Genomic DNA, 21,292 nt, shown 5'->3' on the forward strand with positions numbered 1-21,292 from the left:
TGCTCAGCATTAAAAGATTAATTATTTAAATTTATTATTTTGATGATACCACAAATAAAAATGATAAAAAGTGTGAGGTAAGTAACAATTATGATAATCGATACTATCTATTTCATATTAATTATGACAATAATGTTAACCTTAACATGTTAACGTTAAACTTCAACAACATAAGAGTAATGAATATGAATATGAATATAATATATAATAGAAACTATTGGTTCTCATCAGGTTACCTTATTACTTTTTATGCAGCTTGGTCGCTTTGGTGGTCTTTTTATGCCATTTGGCTAAAAAGTAATATAGGATTATCCGGCGAACAATTGGGAATTGTTTATTCCGCTAACTCAGCTGCTGCCATGTTTTTTATGATCTTCTACGGTGTTATTCAAGATAAATTACAAATCGGAAAGGCGATAATTACCTTCCAAAGTATTGTAATGATTCTTATTGGACCATTTTTAATTTATGTGTATGAACCTTTACTCAAAAACGATTTTATTTTGGGAGCTTGCATTGGAGCACCAGTGTTAAGTGCTGGCTTTATTTCGGGTTGTGCATTAATTGATTCGTTTATCGAGCGTATTAGTCGATTATTTGGTTTTGAATTTGGACCCGCTCGATTTTGGGGATCGTTTGGTTATGCGATTGCTACATTTATTGCAGGTATCTTATTTGGTATTAATCCGCATATTAACTTCTGGATGGCATCGGTTATTGCTACAACCTATTTTGTCATTAACCTTGCTTTTAAACCTAAACACGATCCAGCATCAAAAACCGATAACAGTAGTGAAGTTTTAGCTAAAACAAAATCAACGATACCAACCATGAGCGAAATTTTTTCACTATTTGGTATAAAGAAGTTTTGGTTATTTGTCTTTTTTATCATTGGTACCAATAGTTTCTATACTATTTATGATCAGCAGTTATTTCCTAATTTCTATACCAGTTTTTTTGAAATACCCGAAGATAGTTATGAAACCTATGGTTATTTAAATTCCTTCCAAGTCTTTTTAGAAGCGGGCTTTATGATTTTGGCTCCTTATTTTATTAATAAAATGGGCGCTAAACGATCGCTATTAATTGCCGTATTAGTGATGATTTGTCGCATTGCGTTATCAGCCACATTGGATAATGTTTATTTAATTTCATTTGTTAAACTCTTTCATGCTATCGAAACACCGTTATTTATTTTAGCGGTATTTAAATATGTAGTTGCGAATTTTGATGCAAGGTTGTCTTCTACTCTTTATTTAGTCGGATTTAATATTTCATCAAATATTGGTGTTATTGTGCTGTCATGGATAGTCGGTAAGTTATTTGACAATAACGGGTTTACAACCACGTTTTATATTCTTGCCAGTATTGTTCTTACAATTTTACTCATTGGTATATTTACTCTATGTGATGATAAAAAAGCTAAGCTTCAATCCCATCAATCATGAAATATATAGATAAAATGGAAACAAATTGTTTCCATTTTTCTGTTTTTGATATCGGTTAATGCAGACAATGCTTGCTTACTTGTTAAGTTTGAGAAACAATGTTCACTATATTGATTAATATCTATAGGTAGTTGTTGTGAACAATATAAAAACGGTTGTTAAACCCGATATGCTATGGCAAGCCATTCGGCAAGAAGCGACAGAATTAGTTGAAAGTGAACCCATGTTAGCCAGTTATTTCCATGCAACGCTATTAAATCATGAAAATTTAGGCAGTGCATTAAGTTATATTTTGGCAAATAAACTGGCAACGCAAGTTATGCCAGCTATTGAAATTCGAGAGATAGCCCGTCAAACGTATGAGGCTGATAAGGGGATTATCAAGGCTGCTATTACCGATATTTTGGCCGTTTATATTCGCGATCCGGCAACCAACTACTACACAACGCCATTACTCTATTATAAAGGTTTTTTATCTTTACAAGCATACCGAATAGCACATTGGCTTTGGATGCAAAATCGTAAATCTTTAGCCACATTCTTACAAAGTCAGATTGCTATTGTTTTTGGCGTGGATATTCACCCTGCGGCAAAAATTGGTTGTGGTGTGATGTTTGATCATGCAACAGGCATTGTAATTGGTGAAACGGTTGTGATTGAAAATGATGTTTCTATTTTACAATCAGTAACACTAGGCGGTACAGGTAAAGAAAACGGTGATCGTCATCCTAAAATTCGAGAGGGAGTAATGATTGGTGCACACTCTACTATTTTAGGAAATATTGAAATTGGCAAAGGGGCTAAAATCGGTGCCGGTTCAGTGGTATTAGAGCCAGTGTCTGCGCACACAACTGTCGCTGGCGTGCCGGCAAAAGTGGTTGGTTGCCCCGACTGTGACAAACCAGCGCTAAATATGGATCAAGACTATTTAATTTAGTGAGGTGGGTAAAATAACCTATCCGTTATTGGTTAGCAGATAGGTTATTAATCTATTTAATGGTTTGGATTAACATTGACATCCATAGTTGGATAAGGAATGTTGATGCCATTTTCAGTTAAGCTGTTTTTAATATTTTCAAGTAACTCGGCCTTGACCGATCCATAATTGGCATTAAGCGTCCAAACTAAGACATTAAAGTTCATCGACGAAGCATCTAAAAGATCCAAACGAATGATGGCTTCTTTACTTGTCAAAATATTCTGAGTTTGGTTAACTGCGTGTGTTAACACTTGATAAACTTTTTGAATATCAGAATCATAACCGACATTAATTACTAAGTCTAAGCGTCTTTCCGGTAAACGAGTATAATTGATAATATTGGCACTCACTACCTGACTATTAGGTATCACCACCAATTCATTGGTTGGTGTAATAATTGTGGTAGAGAAGATTTGAATTGAGTCTATTACACCTCGTTGATTATTAATAATGACTGTTTCACCCACTTTAAATGGGCGAAAAATTATTAAAATTACCCCTGCGGCAAAGTTAGATAGTGACCCTTGTAAGGCTAAACCGACGGCTAAACCGGCTGCACCGATTACAGCGACAATTGAAGCGGTTTGTACACCTAATTGGCCTAATACGGCAACCAGCGATACAATAATAATGGCATAATAAGATAAAGCACTCACAAACTTAACCACTGTCGGATCGACCTCACGACTGGTTAAAATGCGTCTAAATTGACGACTAATAAATCTGGCAATCATCCGCCCAAGGATGAAAATAATAATGGCAAAACAAAAATGGGCGATATAATTTAGAACAACACTATCATATTTTTCAATAAATAAGATGATTTGTTCCATAGTATTTTCGAAATTCATAATGGAATCCTTGATAGTTGATCACGTAATTGATACATAAAAGTAGCTAGTTATTTTTTACACTAATTGTTTAGCTAATAATGCCCAACGTGTCTCAAAATTTATCGTCGGTAGATACTCGAATCCTGAACGAGAATAACGGGACATCATACCTTCACAGAAAGCTAATAATTGGCTCGATAAAATTCGTTCGTCGGTGGTAAATCCAACTCCTTCACGGATTTTACGCTCTCGTAAAACTTGCTTAATTTGTGTTTCTATTCGTTCAAATAGTTGGCTGATGCGTTCTTGTAATTGATCTTGTTCAAACATTAAGGCATGCCCGGTCATAATTCGGGTTAAGCCAGGATTTTTTTCTGAAAAGCCTAATATCAACGCTAAAATTAACTTCAAACGAATCATTGTGTTAGGCTCGTCTTGTAAAATAACATTGATACGAGAAAGTAAAATATCCTCAATATAGACAATTAAACTTTCAAACATTTTGGTTTTACTTGGAAAATGACGATAGAGCGCCGCCTCAGACACCCCAACGGTCGCGGCTAGTTTAGCAGTAGTAATTCGCTGTGTCCCTTCATTGGATTGAAGCATTGTTGCCAACGCTTGTAATATATCCTCTTTGCGATTTTTATTTTTATTACTCACAATCATTTTTTACCCGAATGTCCAAATCCACCTTCACCGCGCACTGACTCGGTAAATTCATCTACAATATTAAATTCAGCTTGAACAACTGGCACAATAATTAATTGCGCAATTCGATCGCCTTGTTCAATCACAAAAGGCGTTTGGCTTCTGTTCCAAATTGGTACAAACAGTTGCCCTTGATAATCAGAATCGATTAAACCGACTAAATTACCTAATACAATCCCATTTTTAGAGCCTAAACCGGAGCGAGGTAGAACTAATGCGGCTAAATTTGGATCAGCAATATGCATTGATAAACCCGTCGGGGTTAAAATGGTTTCACCTGGCTTGATTTCGGTTGTTTTGTCAAACATTGCACGCAAATCAATACCCGCTGATCCTTCAGTGGCATAGGTTGGTAGTGGAAATGTCTCACCTAAACGTTTATCTAATATTTTAATATCGATTTTTCTTTTCATCATGACTCGCTTTATATCGTATTATCAATGCTTCAAGTAAGTGTTTGGCTAATTGCTGTTTATTATCTAATGGTAATTTTTGCTCACCATTTTGCCAGTAAAGGGTTAATGCATTTTGATCTGAATTAAAACCAATACTTTTATCGGAAACATCATTAGCACAAATTAAATCTAAATTTTTGTCAGTTAGTTTTTTAAGGGCATAAGCCTTAACATTGTTGGTTTCGGCAGCAAAACCTACTACAAAAGGGCGCTGTCTTTTTAATGCAGCAACAGTGGCAACAATATCTGGATTTTTGACTAATTTGATAATTAGCTCATTGTTGTCATCTGTTTTTTTTATTTTTTTCTTGGCGATTGTTTCAGCACGGTAATCGGCTACGGCAGCACAAGAAATAAAAATAGACGATTTTTTGGCAAACTTGATAGCTTCATTATACATTTGATTTGCACTTTTAACATCAATTCGATTGACATTATTCGGTGTATCTAAATTGACCGGTCCACTAATAAGAGTGACCGTTCCCCCCATTTCAGCCGCAGCTTTTGCAATAGCAAAGCCCATTTTACCTGAACTGTAATTGCTGATATAGCGGACTGGATCGATTTCTTCAATCGTTGGTCCGGCGGTAATAGTAATTGATGTTCCGGCAAGTAAAGATGAATCAGCGAAGTAACTATCGAGTTGGTTTATTATCGTTTGTGGCTCGAGCATTCTACCCGGACCACAATCACCGCACGCCTGAAAACCTGTATCCGGCCCTAAAATTAGGCAATTTCTGGCACTTAAAATGGAAAGGTTATGTTGCGTTGCTGCTGCTTTATACATTTGTTGATTCATCGCCGGCGCAATAGCTATTTGCGCCGGTGTAGCTAAACAAACAGTCGATAACAGATCATCAGCAATACCATTGGCTATTTTGGCAATGATATTTGCAGTGGCGGGTGCGATTAAAACTAAATCAGCCCACTTTGCCAGCTCAATATGGCTCATTGATAATTCAGCTGACGGATCAAACAGGTCGCTTGATACAGGGTTTGCGGATACTGCCTGTAGTGTTAGTGGTGTGACAAAGTGGCTCGCTGATTCAGTGAGTACCACATGTACCTGCGCCCCGGCTTTTTTTAATTGGCGAACAAGATCAGGGCATTTATAAGCTGCAATGCCTCCGGCAATCCCTAATAGAATATGTTTACCCGCTAGATTCATGATCGCGTTTCCTTTATAGCCAAATCGAAAGCGTTATATTACCACAATTCAATTAGATAATAAGTAGCTCTTTCGCATTGGCTAATGTTGCATTAGTAATTTTATCCCCGCCTAAAAGCCGTGCCAGTTCGTTTATACGACCCTTTTCATCCAATTTTTGCATATCGGTTGATGTCTGTTTACCGTTGGTTTCTTTACTGACAAAATAGTGTTGATTGGCTTGACCAGCTACTTGTGGTAAATGCGTGACTGTAATAACTTGTGTTGATTGACCTAATTGTCTTAACAGTTGCCCTACCTTTGCCGCTGTAGAGCCACTGATACCGACATCGATTTCGTCAAATATTAATGCAGGTGTATCCATTTTTTGCGCAGTTAAAACTTGAATGGCAAGGGCAATACGAGATAACTCCCCGCCCGATGCAACTTTAGCCAGTGGTTGTGCGAGTTGGCCGGCATTGGTTGTTACTAAAAACGTGACTTGATCGGCACCATCTTCATTTAACCGATTTTCATCATAGGCAATTTCAATACTAAATTGCCCATTTGGCATCGATAACTCATGCATAATAGCAGTCACTTTTTTCGCTAAGGTTTTACTGACGGCTAAACGTTTTTGATGTAATTTACTGGCAAGTTCTAATGTGACTTGGTGGTATTTATTAATGTCAGCTTTCAGTTGTTCGCTTTGTTCGTCTTGTTGATTAATTTGCTTAAACTCAGCTAAAAGATTTTGGTGTAATTCCGGTAAAGCTTCAGGAGCCACATGGTGTTTACGAGCTAAGGCAATTTGTTTTGAAAGTCGCTGTTCAAGTTGCATCACACGGGCAGGGTCAAGCTCTAAACTCTCACTATAATGGCGTAGTTCGTAGCTGGCTTCTTTAATTTGAATGGAAGCATCTTCAAGCAAATTACAAATATCGCTTAGTGTTGGATCTAAAGCCGATAATTCCTGTACGGTATGTTTCACGCTATTGAGTAAGTTACTGACATTATATTCTTCGGCCTCGTCCAACAGCATCACTGATTGTTGGCTAAGCTGAATTAACTGTTCACTGTTGGAAAGGCGTTTATATTCTTCATCAATTTGCTGATATTCACCTTCTATAGGGGAAAACTCATTAAGCTCTTTAAGTTGATATTGTAAAAGTTGAATATGTGCTTCACGCTCTTGTCTGGAGGTTTGATATTGCTGATAAGTTTGACAAGCTGTTTTCCACTGTTTATATGCTTGATTCATTTGACTAAGCAACGATCGCTCATTCATATAATGGTTAAGTAAAAGCTGTTGATAGTCACTACGTAAAAGTCGCTGAGGCTCATGTTGACCATGAATTTGAATCAATAGTTGTCCTAAATCTTTCAGTTGTGATATTGGTACTGCCCGACCATTAATAAAGGCTTTAGAACGTCCATCTTGGTTAATAACTCGTCGTAAAATACACTCATTACCTTCATCTAGCTGATTCTCAGTTAGCCAAGAAAAGGCAGCGGGGGTGTCATCAAGCACAAAGCAAGCTGAAATATCGACACGATCAGCGCCGGATCGGATAGATGAAGCATCGGAACGATTCCCTAAACAAAGCCCTAATGCATCGATCGCAATCGATTTACCTGCACCTGTTTCACCCGTAATTGCGGTCATCCCTGTTGTAAAATCCACTAACAACTGATCGACGATAGCAAAATTATTGATAGTAAGTTGAGTTATCATAATATTTTTAATAAACAGTACTATTGATGATAAAAACAGTATAGCAATAAAAACACTGTAAATAAATACAGTTTTTTATATTTTATGAGTAATTTGTAATGTGTTAACTAATTGAGTATCCATTATTATTTATTTTTGCTAACAGTTAAATAATAAAGGCTTCATTGGTTTTTGATAATATATAAATGGATTGAGTGTTTTTATTTGGCTTGTTCATATTAAAACAAGTTTTATCGATTATTATAATAGATTTTTTTGTTCATTTATCTTATTTTTCCTCTTTTAACACCCATTAATATGCAATATAATTCGAAGAATTTTAACAATAATTAGGAAATTTTAAATGTTTGGAAATAAAATAAATCGTCAAATTATTATTTGGACTACTCTGATTGGTGGATTCATTAGCGCACTGGTTAAATGGGGTTCTGAAGTTAATATGCCTCCTCGTGTTCCCGGGGAAATTTCACCGCCAGCAGCACACATTGATGCATGGCTTGGTTGGTTAGGCATTAATTCTCATTCACTTGATTATGTTTACCAAACGGCAATCGTTTCGGGCGCAGTAACACTTTATCACTGGTTATTTAGTTTTGCCTTTGCCTTCGTTTATGTATTTATTGCCTACTTTTGGAATAATATTCGATTATGGTATGGTGCATTTTATGGCATTATCATTACCGTTATGATGCATGGTTTTTTAATTCCACTATTAGGTTTTCGTCATCCTGCTTATGATCCGGAAGGCACGGTAGGTTGGTTATGGAACCTAAATGGTTATGAACTTTGGAGTGAAATTTTAGGGCATATCTATTGGGGCGTGTCGATTGAAATCTGTATGATTGCTGTCCTTGCTCACTTTTCAAGACCAATCCGTGGCGAATGGCGCCAGTAGTTAATTTATTAATTTTCATATATTTCAATCCTTCTGTTGAAAAACAGAGGGATTTTTTTATACCTTTAGATATAGTTAAAAACTATATCTTTTGATAAAAAACTAGAATTATTCAATAACATTTTTTTTTGCTATCTTTTTAACCACTAAAGAAAAGTGCTAAATAAGGAAAAGAAAATGAATACTGCAGTTATTGGATATCCTCGTGTTGGTAAACTTCGTGAACTTAAATTTGCAACCGAAGCTTATTTTAAAGGTAATAAAACCCAAGCTGAGTTATTAAACGAAGCAAAAGCCCTACGTGCTGAACATCTACAACAACAAGCATCACATAAGATTGCTTTAATCTCATCTAATGACTTTTCATTTTATGATGCGGTATTAGATACGGCCTGTTTACTGAATGTTATCCCAAAACGTTATCAAGATTTAGGCTTACCTGAACTCGATCGTTATTTTGCCATGGCGCGTGGTTATCAAGGTGAAAAAGGTGATGTGCGAGCGCTGGCAATGAAAAAATGGTTTAATACCAACTATCACTACTTAGTGCCGGAAATTGAAGATTCACTACAAATAAAACTAGCCAGCACCAAACCTTTTGACGAATATCAAGAAGCCAAAGCATTAGGTATTCAAACCAAACCGGTTGTGATTGGGGCATTAACCTTTTTCAAATTAGCACAGTATTTAGGTAATAAACAGCTAGTTGATTTTAAAGCCGATATTATTAAAGCCTATCAAGAAATTATTCAGAAATTTACTGCACTTGGTGCGCAGTGGATACAAATTGATGAGCCAATTTTAGTGACTGATTTAACTAATGAAGATATTGCTCTATTCAATGAGCTTTATCAGTCAATTTTATCCGTTAAAGGTACAACCAAAGTGGTTTTACAAACTTACTTTGGCGATGTGCGTGATTGTTACCAACAATTAGTGGCGTTACCATTTGACGGTATCGGACTTGATTTTGTTGAAGGTAAACAATCCTTAGCATTACTTGAAAGTCATGGTTTCCCGGCTGATAAAGTGTTATTTGCCGGTGTGGTAAATGGTAAAAATATTTGGAAAAATAATTATAAAAAAACATTGGAATTAGTCGCAAAAATTAAGCAAAAAGCGGCAAACATTGTGATTAATACTTCGTGTTCTTTACTCCACGTACCTTATACATTACAAAACGAAACTAAATTAACGATTCAACAACGAGCTTATTTTGCTTTTGCTCAAGAAAAACTACAAGAGTTAGCAGAACTTGGTGAATTAGTCAAAGACTCGAATTTTGAAAATAGTCCGGCTTACAAAGCAAATCAAACCCTATTTACGCGTGAGCGTGAAGGAGCAAATCAAGCGGTACGTCAAAAAGTTTCGGCTTTAAAAGCGTCTGATTTTACTCGTCTACCGGAATTTTCAGTACGTGAAGCAGCACAGAAAAAAGCCTTTAATTTGCCATTATTACCTACAACAACGATTGGTTCATTTCCGCAAACACCTGATGTACGTTTAAACCGTGCAAAATTCAAGAAAGGTGAAATTTGTTTAAATGAATATACCGAGTTTAACAAACAAAAAATTGCAGAATGTATCAAGCTTCAAGAACAGATTGGTATTGATGTGTTAGTTCACGGCGAATTTGAACGTAATGACATGGTTGAGTATTTTGGTGAAAGCTTAAATGGTTTTGTCTTTACTGAAAAAGCATGGGTGCAATCTTATGGTACTCGTTGTGTTAAGCCACCAATTGTATGGGGTGATATTTCACGCTCTAAACCAATTACCGTTGAATATTCACAATATGCACAAAGCCTAACTGACAAACCCGTTAAAGGCATGTTAACTGGCCCAGTGACGATCCTTAACTGGTCGTTCCCTCGTGAAGATATTTCACAAAAAGAGTCTGTATTCCAAATTGGTTTAGCAATCAGTGATGAAGTGTTAGATCTTGAAGCGGCCGGCATTAAAGTCATCCAAATTGATGAAGCAGCGTTAAAAGAGAAATTACCATTACGTAAAGCTGATTGGAATAGTGAATATCTGGATTGGGCTATTCCGGCATTTAGATTAGTACACAGCAAAGTACAAGCTGATACACAAATTCATACACATATGTGTTATAGCGAATTTGCTGACATTATCAAAGATATCGATGCCATGGATGCTGATGTGATTTCATTTGAAGCATCACGTTCTAATCTACAATTGATTGATGTACTTAAAGCCAATAACTTTAAAACTGAAGTTGGACCGGGTGTTTATGATATCCATTCACCACGTGTACCACCGGTTGCTGAAATCAAAGCAACAATTGAGAAGTTACTGGCAAAAATTGACAAGCAAAAACTTTGGATTAATCCGGATTGTGGTTTAAAAACTCGAGGTGAGAAAGAAGTTGTTGCAAGTTTAGAACATTTAGTTCAAGCAACATTAGAAGTTCGAAAAACGCTTAATTAACACTGTTGCGTTAATTAATTTGCTTTACCTTAATTTCCGCCGCCTATTTTGGCGGCGGAAATGTCAGTAAGGATAATAGTAATCACACCAATGGATGATACAGATGAAAACAAATTTACTCTTTAATAAAAAAACCGTGTTCTCTTTTGAAGTTTTTCCCCCTAAAAAAACGTCACCTTTAGAGACAATCTATAGCACATTGCGTGAACTTGGTTACTTCAAACCTGATTTTATCAGTGTTACTTATGGCGCTGGTGGTAGTTTGAATGGTCAAACAACAATTGATATCGCCCACTCTGTCAAACATACTTATGGTATTGAAAGTGTTGCTCATTTGCCGGGAATTAATTTCGATAAAGCAGAAATGCAAAAAATTCTTCATGATCTTAAATGTGCCGGTATCGATAATGTGCTTGCATTGCGAGGCGATATTAGCCCGACAGTTACACCTAAAGATGATTTTCGCTATGCCAGCGAGCTGGTTTCATTTATTAAAGAAAATGGTGATTTTAATGTGATTGGGGCATGTTATCCTGAAGGACATCTTGAAGCATCAACGCTAAAACAAGATTTAATACATTTAAAAGAAAAGGTGAGTGCCGGAACAGATCAACTCATATCACAGCTATTTTTTGATAATGACTATTTTTATACTTTCTTAGACAAAGCTCGTGATATGGGAATTAATGTACCAATTGAAGCAGGGATTATGCCGGTAACGAACAAAAACCAAATTGAACGTATGGTATCGATGTGTGGCGTAAATCTACCGAAGAAATTCAAACAGATGATGGAGAAATACGAGCATCACCCTGATGCGTTCCGTGACGCCGGTATTGCTTATGCTATCGATCAGATTGTTGATTTAGTTTCACAAAATGTTGACGGTATCCATTTGTACACCATGAATTATAGCTATATTGCTAGAAGAATTAGTGAAGCTGTATCAACGCTACTGGCTGTACCGAAATCAGAATAGTTTATGATTAAGAATAATTTAGAATAGATTTTTGAGGAATTGGTTGCGGGGGCTGGATTTGAACCAACGACCTTCGGGTTATGAGCCCGACGAGCTACCAAGCTGCTCCACCCCGCGTCAAAGAGGTGGCTATATTATAGTAATAAAATAATAAAGCAATACCTTTTTGCTTAAGCGAGCTAATTTTAAACATTTTTAAACAAATAAATACGGTTTTTTTACTAAAACGTAGGGTATTTCTGAAACTTCTTGGCAAGATTTACTTGTTTTTTTAGTTATAATGATTTAGGTTTGAGTAAAAATTATTCATTTCAATCAAAAAGGAGTATTTATGTCAACTGAGTATCATGGGACATGTTTATGTGGCAAAGTTAAGTTGGTTGTCCCTTTCAAAAACTTACATTTAAGTGCCTGTCACTGTGAAACCTGTCGGAAGTGGAGTGCCGGACCTTTTATGTCATTAATGTATAACGGTGAGCTTACCGTAGAAGGTCAAGACAATATACGTCATTATCCTTCATCACAATGGGCTGAAAGAGCATTTTGTCAGCAGTGCGGATCTCACCTTTATTATCATTTAACCGGCACACAAAATTATTATCTTGCTGCCTGGATTTTTAATGATATTAAGAATTTGGATTTTACATCAGAGGTCTTTATTGACAAAAAACCAACTTGTTACGCTTTTGCTAATCCGACGCAGAAACTGACAGAGGCCGATATTTTAGCTATAGTTAATCAAAATTCTAAATAAATACAATTAATTAAATCGTCAACAATTTAAATAAGAAATTTACTTATAATTTGGATATAGCAAATAAATAAGATGCAACATTAGTCAATGGCAAGTAGTGATTAAGGTTTATTTAGCGTAAAGTTAATACAAGTGCGAAAAGCCTGCAAATTATCACCATTTTTAAATCAACCTTAGTACTATATTTTAATCGTACTAAGGTTCTTGTTTTGCGCAAATCTGTCAGCCGCTATGTATTTTACAGGCTTACTTTTTAGTCAATATTTATGCATAAAGTGTTTGCAATGAAACAACATATTGTGCTGGATCGCAGTCTAATGCGGCAGTTGTGGCATAGGCCGCATTCATCGTGGTATCGTAATACACTTTATATTGGATTGCGCTACGGCGTAAAATTTTCGACGCCTCAATAGCAGCCCGCCCAGATGTGGTATTAAGAATGTAGCTATATTCGCCATTTTTAATATGGTCATGAATATTGGGGCGCCCTTCGTTCTCTTTTTTGACCATTTGGCAGGGTATGCCAGCTTGTTGTAATGCCTTAGCAGTCCCAAAAGTAGCATCAATACTAAAGCCATGCGCAATTAATCGTTTAGCGATCGCTAACAAGCGAGTTTTGTCTTGATCACGAACAGATAGCAAAGCTTTTCCCGATTTTTTCATACTTGATAAGCTTCCAAGTTGTGCTTTGGCAAAGGCTTCGGCAAAGGTTTTACCAATTCCCATCACTTCACCGGTTGAACGCATTTCAGGCCCCAAAATTGGGTCAACGCCACTAAATTTATTAAACGGTAATACCACCTCTTTCACTGAGTAATAAGGCGGTATGACTTCTTTGGTGATATTTTGTTTAGCCAATGATTGCCCGGTCATAACTCGTGCAGCGATTTTCGCTAATGGCAAACCGGTAGCTTTCGACACAAATGGCACGGTGCGAGCGGCTCGAGGGTTGATTTCAATCAAATAAATTTGGTTATCTTTGACGGCAAATTGCCCATTCATAAGCCCTTTTACATTAAGTTCTAACGCTAACTGTTTAGCTTGCTTGCGCAGTTGATCTAAAATTTCCGGGCTTAAAGTATATGTTGGTAATGAACAAGCTGAGTCACCCGAGTGAATACCCGCTTGTTCAATATGCTCCATAATGCCGCCAATTACGATTTGCTCGCCGTCGGCAATGACATCAATATCAACTTCAATAGCATCATCTAAAAAGTGATCAAGTAGTACGGGAGCATTATTCGATTCACTGACTGCGGTTTTAAAATAACGTCTTAAATCTTGCTCGTTATACACAATTTCCATTGCTCGACCACCAAGCACATAAGACGGTCTGACCACTAATGGATAGCCAATTTGTTCGGCTTTAATCACCGCATCTTCAATATCGGTAACCGTTGCATTAACTGGCTGTTTTAACTTTAACTTATCGACAATCGACTGAAAACGTTTGCGATCTTCAGCTTGATCTATCGCATCTGGCGAGGTACCAATAATCGGTAGCCCAGCGACTTCAAGCGCTCTGGCTAATTTTAATGGTGTTTGCCCGCCGTATTGTACAATTACGCCATTTGGTTTTTCCACATGAGCAATTTCAAGCACATCTTCCAGTGTGACTGGCTCAAAGTAGAGTCGATCTGAGGTATCATAATCGGTAGATACCGTTTCCGGATTACAGTTAACCATAATTGTTTCATAACCGTCTTCACGGAGCGCCAGCGCTGCATGTACACAACAGTAATCAAACTCAATACCTTGCCCAATCCGATTAGGTCCACCGCCTAATATCATAATCTTCGGGCGAATGAATTGTGGTTTAGCTTCGCACTCTTGTTCATAGGTTGAGTAAAGATAAGCTGTATCGGTCGAGAACTCTGCTGCGCAGGTATCAACTCGTTTATATACAGGATGGATATCGTATTGGTTTCGTCGATCACGAACGTCTTGTTCTTCAACATTAAGCAGTATAGCAATACGTAAATCTGAAAAACCTTTACGCTTAAGTTGCCATAATGATTCTGAATTCAGGCTAGCTAATGATTGCGATTTTAGTTGGTTTTCAAGGCTGATAAGTTCTTCAATTTGCACTAAAAACCAGCGATCGATATTCGTTAATATGAAAATTTCATCTAAACTAAAGCCGGCTCGAAAAGCGTCAGCAATATACCAAATTCGTTCAGCGCCCGCTTCTTGCAGTTCATAACGTATTTTGCTGAGATTTTTTTCATCATAATTGTCAATTTTCGGATCAAAACCACAGGCACCGACTTCAAGCCCTCGTAGCGCTTTTTGTAATGATTCTTGAAAAGTCCGCCCAATAGCCATCACTTCACCCACTGATTTCATTTGAGTTGTTAGACGATCATTACACCCGGCAAACTTTTCGAAATTAAAGCGGGGTATTTTTGTCACCACATAGTCGATCGAAGGCTCAAATGACGCTGGCGTTTTACCTCCGGTAATATCATTAGATAGCTCATCAAGGGTAAAGCCGACCGCAAGTTTGGCCGCAATTTTGGCGATTGGAAAACCGGTTGCTTTAGATGCTAATGCTGATGAACGTGATACCCTTGGATTCATTTCAATCACAATTAAGCGTCCGGTTTTAGGATCAACCGAAAATTGTACATTCGAACCACCTGTTTCAACGCCAATTTCACGAAGTACCGCTATCGATGCGTTACGCATGATTTGATACTCTTTATCCGTTAGTGTTTGAGCTGGCGCAACGGTAATGGAATCCCCGGTATGAATGCCCATAGGGTCAACATTTTCAATCGAACAGACGATGATACAGTTATCATTTTTATCTCGTACCACTTCCATTTCGTACTCTTTCCAACCAATTAATGACTCATCAATGAGGAGTTCATTGGTGGGCGACAGATCAAGTCCTCGGGTACAAATTTCATCAAATTCTTGAGTGTTATAAGCAATCCCGCCACCGGTTCCCCCCATAGTAAAAGAAGGGCGGATAATGCAAGGAAAGCCAACTTGTTCAAGTACGGCATAAGCCTCTTTTAATGAGTGAGCAATGCCGGAACGGGCAGTATCAAGACCAATTTTTTTCATGGCTTGATCAAAACGTTTGCGATCTTCAGCTTTATCAATTGCATCAGCGGTAGCGCCGATCATCTCGACATTAAATTGTTTTAAAATGCCTCTTTTATCCAGTTCTAACGCACAATTGAGCGCTGTTTGTCCGCCCATGGTGGGCAAAATGGCATCGGGTCTTTCTTGTTCAATAATTTTACTCACCGTTGTCCAATCAATCGGCTCAATATAGGTTGCATCCGCCATTTCCGGATCGGTCATAATGGTGGCAGGATTAGAATTGACTAAAATAACCCGATAACCTTCTTCACGCAGAGCCTTACAAGCTTGAGCGCCGGAATAATCAAATTCACAAGCTTGACCAATAACAATTGGGCCAGCGCCAATAATGAGAATGCTATTAATATCTGTTCGCTTAGGCATGTTATTGCTCCTGCTTATAAATTTTAATTAATTCGATAAAGTGATCAAATAGTGGGGCGGCATCGTGAGGCCCGGGACTCGCTTCGGGGTGACCTTGAAAGCTAAAAGCGGATTTTTGATTATGATGAATACCTTGTAGCGAACCGTCGAACAGTGATTTATGCGTCACACGTAAGTGAGTCGGTAAACTCATTTCATCAACGGCAAAACCATGATTTTGGGCGGTAATCATAACTCGATTATTTTCAAGATCTTTAACCGGATGATTGCCACCATGATGTCCAAATTTCATTTTTATGGTTTTTGCACCACAAGCCAACGCTAACAGTTGATGCCCTAAACAGATACCAAATATCGGTATGTTAGTGGCTAAAAACTGTTTAATGGCATCAATGGCATAAGTACAAGGTGCCGGATCACCGGGACCATTTGATAGGAATATACCGTCAGGATTTAATGCTAATACCTCCTGCGCAGAGGTTTTTGCCGGAACTATGGTCAATTTACAACCCCGTTTAACTAACATCCGTAAGATATTACGTTTTACGCCAAAATCATAAGCCACAACATGATAAGGCAAGGCGCTTTCCGGTTTTGCCGCGGGGTGTTCTTGCTCTCTTGTCCATACACCTTGTGTCCACAAATAGCTTTTTGTACAGGTGACTTTTTGGGCTAAATCCAGTCCGGATAATCCTTTAAAATCAATCGCCATTTGTTTAGCGGTATCGGCTTTTTCAAGTAAAGTTTCTTTATCGTTTGCCGTGATAATCACGCCATGCTGAGCCCCTTTTTCACGCAAGATTCGAGTTAAACGGCGAGTATCGATATCGGCAATGGCAATAACATTATGCTGTTTTAAATAACTCGAAAGATCGAGCTCATTGCGATAATTGCTGGCTAATAGTGGTAAATCACGAATAATCAGCCCTTTTGCATAAACTTGATTAGATTCAGCATCGGCATTGTTAGTACCGACATTACCTATATGGGGATAAGTTAACGTGACTAATTGCTCGCAATATGAAGGGTCGGTGAGTATTTCTTGATAACCGGTCATTGAGGTATTAAAAACGACCTCACCAACAGTTTGTCCGTCGGCACCGATTGATTTACCGATAAATTGTGAACCGTCTTGTAATATAAGGAGGGCATAAGTTTGCATGGTTAAAAAGACCTTTTGAATAAAGAATTACTATTTATGAATAAAAATTCAAAACCACTTATCTTTCAGGATTCAATGAATGGTCATTTTATTACACTTTTTTGTACAAAAAAAGCGATATTATTAAAATTATTTCAATAATCATGTCTCATTTTTGAGACTTATTGCAAGTTACTGTAGATTATCGACGATATTATCAGGTTTAACTTGAAAATGCATAATTATTCAAATAGAATGACTTGAATTATCACATCTATCAGGAGCTTGTTATGCACGGTTTTTATCAGCGCCATTTTTTACGTTTACTGGATTTTACGCCAAATGAAATCAATCAATTAATCGATCTTTCCATTCAATTAAAGCAGGCTAAACAACAAGGCACTGAGAAAAAACATTTGGTTGGCAAAAATATTGCCTTAATTTTTGAAAAAGACTCAACCCGTACTCGTTGTGCTTTTGAAGTCGGTGCATATGATCAAGGTGCTCAAGTCACCTATTTAGGGCCAAGTGGTAGCCAAATTGGGCATAAAGAGTCGATAGCCGATACAGCTCGAGTACTCGGACGCATGTATGACGGTATTGAGTATCGAGGTTATGGGCAAGATATTGTTGAAACTTTAGCAAAATATGCTGGTGTGCCGGTTTGGAATGGTTTAACGACTGAAGCGCATCCAACGCAAATTTTAGCAGATTTTATGACCATGAAAGAGCATATCGGTGAGCGCCCACTTAATAGCGTTAAATTTGCTTATTTAGGCGATGCTCGTAATAACATGGGCAATTCGTTAATGGAAGGTGCTGCCTTAATGGGTATGGAGATCCGACTAGTGGCGCCTAAAGCGTGCCAACCTGAATCAGAGCTTGTTCAAAAGTGCCAAGAGATAGCTAAAACAACAGGCGCTAAAATCGTTTTAATTGAAGATGTCGCTGAAGGTGTGAAAGGCGTTGATTTTCTTTATACCGATGTATGGGTTTCCATGGGCGAACCAAAAGAAGTGTGGGATGAGCGAGTAAAATTATTAACCCCATACCAAGTCAATCAAAATGTAATCAAATTAACCGAGAATCCAAATGTTAAATTTATGCATTGCTTACCGGCTTTCCATGATATGAATACCACAGTAGGTCAACAAATGGCTGCCCAGTATGGTTTGAAAAATGGTTTAGAAGTGACAAATGAAGTCTTTGAATCTAAACATAGTATCGTTTTTGATGAAGCCGAAAATCGCCTGCACACGATCAAAGCAGTAATGGTTGCAACCTTAGCTAAAGACTAATAATATAGCTAAATATTATTAGTGCTGGCTAAAGTTAGCTAAGCAAATTTTTTGCCGACCTCAAGTCGGCATAATTTTATCAACCGATTATCATCAGAATGACGAAACAAGCGCGCAATAAAGATTTTAAAAAATACCTAAAACTCACTAATCCAATTCATTTTTTAGCGGTCGGATTGGGTAGTGGGCTATCACCCATTATGCCTGGTACTATGGGATCATTAATGGCGATACCACTGTGGCTTTTATTTTGGGGGTTACAACCTGCTTTATATTGGGTTTTTATTTTAGTGGCGTTTGTGTTTGGTTGTTATCTTTGCCAAAAAACGTCGGATGATACCCATACTCATGATTCGGGTCATATTGTTTGGGATGAATTTGTCGGTATGTGGATAACGCTGTATTTCATTCCTCAATTTTCAATACTATGGGTGACGATTGCTTTTGTCGCATTTAGATTGTTTGATATGGCCAAACCTTGGCCTATTCGTTGGTTTGATAAGCGTGTACCGGGCGGTTTTGGTATTATGGTTGATGATGTTATTGCAGCTATTTTTTCATCAATTACGGTATGGGTATTGGCTTATTTGCTAGCAAGCTAAATATTGCGAATATTTCATCTTTTATTTTAAACTAGCATGCTTTTCAAGACTTCCACAAACTGTTGCAAAGCTTTGTTATTATCGCTTTACAACAGTTTATCTAAGCAGTTCAAAACCTTTTTTGAGACCAGCCCAATTTACTTGAAAGATTATTAAAATAGTCATAATCTTTTGAATGAATTAAATTAAATTCATATGATGAACGGCGAATAATGACATCTTGTGTCGGTTTTACCGGTAAAATGATTTGGCTATCACAGGCAATATTAAGATCAAGCGCCGTTGTTGGAAATTTAAGTCGGATAGGATTATCACTTTTAATCACCAGCGGTCTAATAGCTAATGAGTGTGGAAACATTGGTGTAATAATCAGAGCATCTAAATGCGGTGCTAAAATCGGGCCTCCGGCCGATAATGAATAGGCGGTCGATCCGGTTGGTGTGGCAATAATTAAGCCGTCGGCTCGTTGTGAAAAAGCATTACGTTCATTGATATACACATCATAGTCAATCATATGGGCAACGGTATTGGGAGTGACAACAATTTCGTTAACCGCAAAACCGGAATTAATTAAGTGACCATTATCATAAATAGAGACTTCAAGTAAAAAACGTGGATCATCATCATACTTGCCTGCAATGACAGGTGTTAACTGTTCAATCACTTGATCATGTAAAATATCAGTCAAAAAGCCAAGATTACCACGGTTAACACCAATCACTTTAATTTTATAGTGTGATAAATAACGAGCTGAGCGTAGCATATTTCCATCACCACCAACCACAATGGCTAAATCAGCTAACTGACCAATGGTATCGAGCGAAGCATATTCGTTGGCGGGAAACTGGCAATATTCCGCTAAGCGGTCTTCGACTAAAACACGAATACCAAGCTCAACTAGCCAATCATGCAACACTTGATGGGTTTGCATTGCTTCTATTTTACGTGGAAGCCCAATCAGACCTATACATTTAAATGGTGTATCCATAAAATATCCTAGTAATTAATGATATAAATTTTTATATTTTTTAATCGAGGGTTAAAAAAATAGTTATCAGCCGATCGATAAACTTGTAATAATAAAATTTGCCCCCATAATAACCGTAATTAACTAAGTTTTCGACTACATTTGGAGTACAGTATGACAGAACAAGATAACAATATGTCAGAAAATGAGACAAATATTGAAGCCACAACGGAAGAATCAACCAAGCAAAAAACTGAATCACAAGCGAATGTTGAAGAGCAATTAAAAGCCAAAGATGCCCGAATTGCTGAGCTTGAACAAGCGCTACAACTAGCGAAAAAGAACGAAAGCGAGGCAATGATTCGTGCCCGTGCTGAAATCGATAATGTTCGCAAACGTGTTGAACAGGATGTTGATAAAGCCCGTAAATTTGCGCTGGAAAAATTCTCAAATGAGCTTTTACCGGTAATAGATAATTTAGAGCGTGCATTAGAATCGACCGATAAAAACAATCCGGAACATCAAGCAACCGTTGAAGGTTTAGAACTTACTTTAAAATCTTTTTTAGATACTGTTAAAAAGTTTGGAATAGAAGTGATTAATACTCAAGATTCTCAACTAAATCCAGATGTGCATCAAGCGATTAGTATGGTTGAATCGCCGGAACATCAATCGGGTCAAATTGTTAACACAATCCAAAAAGGCTATACCTTAAATGGTCGTTTAATTCGCCCGGCAATGGTTATTGTTGCAAAATAAAAGTATATAAAAAACCGCCAGTAATTATGGCGGTTTTTTTATTTGTTTCTTTGTTCTTCGCGGGTTAATTTTTTCATTTTTTGCTCAATTCGTTGACGTTTTAAAGGTGAAAGATAGTCGACAAAGAGCTTCCCTTTTAAGTGATCCATCTCATGTTGAATACAGATAGCTAATAGCTCATCAGCATCAATTTCATAAGGATTGCCATGCCGATCAAGCGCTTTAATTTTTATTTTTTCAGATCTCGGGACAAATCCACGGCAATCGGGTATCGATAAGCAACCTTCTTCAATGCCTGTTTCACCTTCTTGACTAATCACCTCAGGATTAATAATCACATAGACTTGACTCTTATCTTCAGATACATCGATCACAATAATTTGCTCATGCACATCAACTTGAGTCGACGCTAAACCTATGCCATTTTCGGCATACATGGTTTCAATCATATTATCAATGATTGTTTGTAGTTCTGGGGTAAAATTAGTAACGGGCTTAGCAACTTTGCGAAGTCGTTCATCAGGAAAACGTAATACCGGTAAAATAGCCATAAATTGTTCGATCTACTCCTCAATTATCAATATTTTTTAGATTCTCACACATTGTAAACATTTATTATCACAATGAACAGTCCTTACAGGCTATTGGTAAGATATATCTT

The 21,292-nt window shown here is 37.4% G+C and carries 18 protein-coding genes and 1 tRNA gene; 9 read left to right on the forward strand and 10 right to left on the reverse strand.

The window, feature by feature from the left end:
- Positions 1 to 191: 191 nt before the first annotated feature.
- A complete protein-coding gene (locus tag J3U42_RS05955; protein ID WP_267335946.1) occupies positions 192 to 1,448 on the forward strand; it encodes an oligosaccharide MFS transporter in 1,257 nt (418 codons plus the stop codon).
- Between the two features lie 169 nt (positions 1,449 to 1,617).
- Positions 1,618 to 2,385, forward strand: a complete 768-nt coding sequence (cysE, locus tag J3U42_RS05960; protein ID WP_366915689.1) for a serine O-acetyltransferase — start codon at positions 1,618 to 1,620, stop codon at positions 2,383 to 2,385.
- Positions 2,386 to 2,441: 56 nt separating this feature from the next.
- Here cysE and J3U42_RS05965 read toward each other — a convergent pair whose 3' ends face one another.
- Genes J3U42_RS05965 through recN form a run of 5 tightly spaced genes read right to left on the reverse strand, consistent with a single transcriptional unit; the run spans position 2,442 to position 7,308 of the window.
- Positions 2,442 to 3,278, reverse strand: coding sequence for a mechanosensitive ion channel domain-containing protein (locus tag J3U42_RS05965; protein WP_267329441.1), 837 nt, complete (start codon positions 3,276 to 3,278; stop codon positions 2,442 to 2,444).
- Positions 3,279 to 3,335: 57 nt separating this feature from the next.
- Positions 3,336 to 3,929: a nucleoid occlusion factor SlmA gene (slmA, locus tag J3U42_RS05970; protein WP_220218447.1), complete on the reverse strand. Its 594-nt coding sequence runs from the start codon at positions 3,927 to 3,929 to the stop codon at positions 3,336 to 3,338.
- The gene (gene dut, locus J3U42_RS05975; protein WP_220219673.1) at positions 3,926 to 4,384 is read right to left on the reverse strand and encodes a dUTP diphosphatase; all 459 of its coding nucleotides are present in this window, start codon (positions 4,382 to 4,384) and stop codon (positions 3,926 to 3,928) included. Before dut ends, slmA begins: the two co-directional genes overlap by 4 nt.
- Positions 4,362 to 5,594, reverse strand: a complete 1,233-nt coding sequence (gene coaBC / locus J3U42_RS05980) for a bifunctional phosphopantothenoylcysteine decarboxylase/phosphopantothenate--cysteine ligase CoaBC (protein ID WP_267335947.1) — start codon at positions 5,592 to 5,594, stop codon at positions 4,362 to 4,364. Before coaBC ends, dut begins: the two co-directional genes overlap by 23 nt.
- A 52-nt stretch (positions 5,595 to 5,646) precedes the next feature.
- Complete coding sequence (gene recN, locus J3U42_RS05985) at positions 5,647 to 7,308, reverse strand: DNA repair protein RecN (protein ID WP_267335948.1); 1,662 nt, start codon at positions 7,306 to 7,308, stop codon at positions 5,647 to 5,649.
- A 343-nt stretch (positions 7,309 to 7,651) separates the two neighbouring features.
- Here recN and J3U42_RS05990 point away from each other — a divergent pair, with 343 nt between their 5' ends.
- From J3U42_RS05990 to metF, 3 genes are all read left to right on the forward strand, one after another.
- A complete protein-coding gene (locus tag J3U42_RS05990; protein WP_267329445.1) occupies positions 7,652 to 8,203 on the forward strand; it encodes a YagU family protein in 552 nt (183 codons plus the stop codon).
- Positions 8,204 to 8,380: 177 nt separating this feature from the next.
- Positions 8,381 to 10,654, forward strand: a complete 2,274-nt coding sequence (metE, locus tag J3U42_RS05995) for a 5-methyltetrahydropteroyltriglutamate--homocysteine S-methyltransferase (protein ID WP_267335949.1) — start codon at positions 8,381 to 8,383, stop codon at positions 10,652 to 10,654.
- A gap of 103 nt (positions 10,655 to 10,757) precedes the next feature.
- Positions 10,758 to 11,633, forward strand: a complete 876-nt coding sequence (gene metF, locus J3U42_RS06000; RefSeq protein ID WP_267335950.1) for a methylenetetrahydrofolate reductase [NAD(P)H] — start codon at positions 10,758 to 10,760, stop codon at positions 11,631 to 11,633.
- A 40-nt stretch (positions 11,634 to 11,673) separates the two neighbouring features.
- Here the strand turns inward: metF and J3U42_RS06005 are convergent.
- Positions 11,674 to 11,750 (reverse strand) — tRNA-Met (locus tag J3U42_RS06005).
- Between the two features lie 214 nt (positions 11,751 to 11,964).
- On the opposite strand from J3U42_RS06005, the gene J3U42_RS06010 reads away from it, so the two are divergent.
- Positions 11,965 to 12,387: a GFA family protein gene (locus J3U42_RS06010; protein WP_220218442.1), complete on the forward strand. Its 423-nt coding sequence runs from the start codon at positions 11,965 to 11,967 to the stop codon at positions 12,385 to 12,387.
- 264 nt (positions 12,388 to 12,651) lie between these two features.
- Here the strand turns inward: J3U42_RS06010 and carB are convergent, their stop codons facing one another.
- Both carB and carA read right to left on the reverse strand, forming a co-directional pair.
- Positions 12,652 to 15,864, reverse strand: a complete 3,213-nt coding sequence (gene carB / locus J3U42_RS06015; RefSeq protein WP_267335951.1) for a carbamoyl-phosphate synthase large subunit — start codon at positions 15,862 to 15,864, stop codon at positions 12,652 to 12,654.
- 1 nt (position 15,865) lies between these two features.
- Positions 15,866 to 17,026 (reverse strand): glutamine-hydrolyzing carbamoyl-phosphate synthase small subunit, encoded by a 1,161-nt coding sequence (carA, locus tag J3U42_RS06020; protein WP_267335952.1) that lies wholly within the window; start codon positions 17,024 to 17,026, stop codon positions 15,866 to 15,868.
- Positions 17,027 to 17,295: 269 nt separating this feature from the next.
- Between carA and argF the strand changes: the two genes are divergently transcribed.
- Complete coding sequence (gene argF, locus J3U42_RS06025; protein WP_267335953.1) at positions 17,296 to 18,303, forward strand: ornithine carbamoyltransferase; 1,008 nt, start codon at positions 17,296 to 17,298, stop codon at positions 18,301 to 18,303.
- A gap of 98 nt (positions 18,304 to 18,401) precedes the next feature.
- Entirely contained in the window at positions 18,402 to 18,905 is a 504-nt protein-coding gene (locus J3U42_RS06030) for a phosphatidylglycerophosphatase A (protein WP_267335954.1), read from the forward strand.
- A 109-nt stretch (positions 18,906 to 19,014) separates the two neighbouring features.
- On the opposite strand, the gene nadK is transcribed toward J3U42_RS06030, so the two are convergent.
- Positions 19,015 to 19,893 (reverse strand): NAD(+) kinase, encoded by an 879-nt coding sequence (gene nadK, locus J3U42_RS06035; protein WP_220218437.1) that lies wholly within the window; start codon positions 19,891 to 19,893, stop codon positions 19,015 to 19,017.
- A 153-nt stretch (positions 19,894 to 20,046) separates the two neighbouring features.
- Between nadK and grpE the strand changes: the two genes are divergently transcribed.
- A complete protein-coding gene (gene grpE / locus J3U42_RS06040) occupies positions 20,047 to 20,631 on the forward strand; it encodes a nucleotide exchange factor GrpE (protein ID WP_267335955.1) in 585 nt (194 codons plus the stop codon).
- A gap of 38 nt (positions 20,632 to 20,669) precedes the next feature.
- Here the strand turns inward: grpE and def are convergent, their stop codons facing one another.
- Positions 20,670 to 21,182 carry a peptide deformylase gene (def, locus tag J3U42_RS06045; RefSeq protein WP_220218435.1) on the reverse strand — a complete coding sequence of 171 codons (513 nt, stop codon included), beginning with the start codon at positions 21,180 to 21,182 and terminating at the stop codon, positions 20,670 to 20,672.
- Between the last annotated feature and the right edge of the window lie 110 nt (positions 21,183 to 21,292).

Source organism: Gilliamella sp. B2923 (assembly GCF_026536565.1).
Taxonomy (GTDB): Bacteria; Pseudomonadota; Gammaproteobacteria; order Enterobacterales; family Orbaceae; genus Gilliamella.

What these genes read in the sequence shown, in the direction of transcription:
- J3U42_RS05955 (WP_267335946.1), top strand. Translation starts at nt 192, where the DNA reads ATGAATATAATATATAATAGAAACTATTGGTTCTCATCAGGTTACCTT.
- cysE (WP_366915689.1), top strand. Translation starts at nt 1,618, where the DNA reads ATGCTATGGCAAGCCATTCGGCAAGAAGCGACAGAATTAGTTGAAAGT.
- J3U42_RS05965 (WP_267329441.1), bottom strand. Translation starts at nt 3,278, where the DNA reads ATGAATTTCGAAAATACTATGGAACAAATCATCTTATTTATTGAAAAA.
- slmA (WP_220218447.1), bottom strand. Translation starts at nt 3,929, where the DNA reads ATGATTGTGAGTAATAAAAATAAAAATCGCAAAGAGGATATATTACAA.
- dut (WP_220219673.1), bottom strand. Translation starts at nt 4,384, where the DNA reads ATGAAAAGAAAAATCGATATTAAAATATTAGATAAACGTTTAGGTGAG.
- coaBC (WP_267335947.1), bottom strand. Translation starts at nt 5,594, where the DNA reads ATGAATCTAGCGGGTAAACATATTCTATTAGGGATTGCCGGAGGCATT.
- recN (WP_267335948.1), bottom strand. Translation starts at nt 7,308, where the DNA reads ATGATAACTCAACTTACTATCAATAATTTTGCTATCGTCGATCAGTTG.
- J3U42_RS05990 (WP_267329445.1), top strand. Translation starts at nt 7,652, where the DNA reads ATGTTTGGAAATAAAATAAATCGTCAAATTATTATTTGGACTACTCTG.
- metE (WP_267335949.1), top strand. Translation starts at nt 8,381, where the DNA reads ATGAATACTGCAGTTATTGGATATCCTCGTGTTGGTAAACTTCGTGAA.
- metF (WP_267335950.1), top strand. Translation starts at nt 10,758, where the DNA reads ATGAAAACAAATTTACTCTTTAATAAAAAAACCGTGTTCTCTTTTGAA.
- J3U42_RS06010 (WP_220218442.1), top strand. Translation starts at nt 11,965, where the DNA reads ATGTCAACTGAGTATCATGGGACATGTTTATGTGGCAAAGTTAAGTTG.
- carB (WP_267335951.1), bottom strand. Translation starts at nt 15,864, where the DNA reads ATGCCTAAGCGAACAGATATTAATAGCATTCTCATTATTGGCGCTGGC.
- carA (WP_267335952.1), bottom strand. Translation starts at nt 17,026, where the DNA reads ATGCAAACTTATGCCCTCCTTATATTACAAGACGGTTCACAATTTATC.
- argF (WP_267335953.1), top strand. Translation starts at nt 17,296, where the DNA reads ATGCACGGTTTTTATCAGCGCCATTTTTTACGTTTACTGGATTTTACG.
- J3U42_RS06030 (WP_267335954.1), top strand. Translation starts at nt 18,402, where the DNA reads ATGACGAAACAAGCGCGCAATAAAGATTTTAAAAAATACCTAAAACTC.
- nadK (WP_220218437.1), bottom strand. Translation starts at nt 19,893, where the DNA reads ATGGATACACCATTTAAATGTATAGGTCTGATTGGGCTTCCACGTAAA.
- grpE (WP_267335955.1), top strand. Translation starts at nt 20,047, where the DNA reads ATGACAGAACAAGATAACAATATGTCAGAAAATGAGACAAATATTGAA.
- def (WP_220218435.1), bottom strand. Translation starts at nt 21,182, where the DNA reads ATGGCTATTTTACCGGTATTACGTTTTCCTGATGAACGACTTCGCAAA.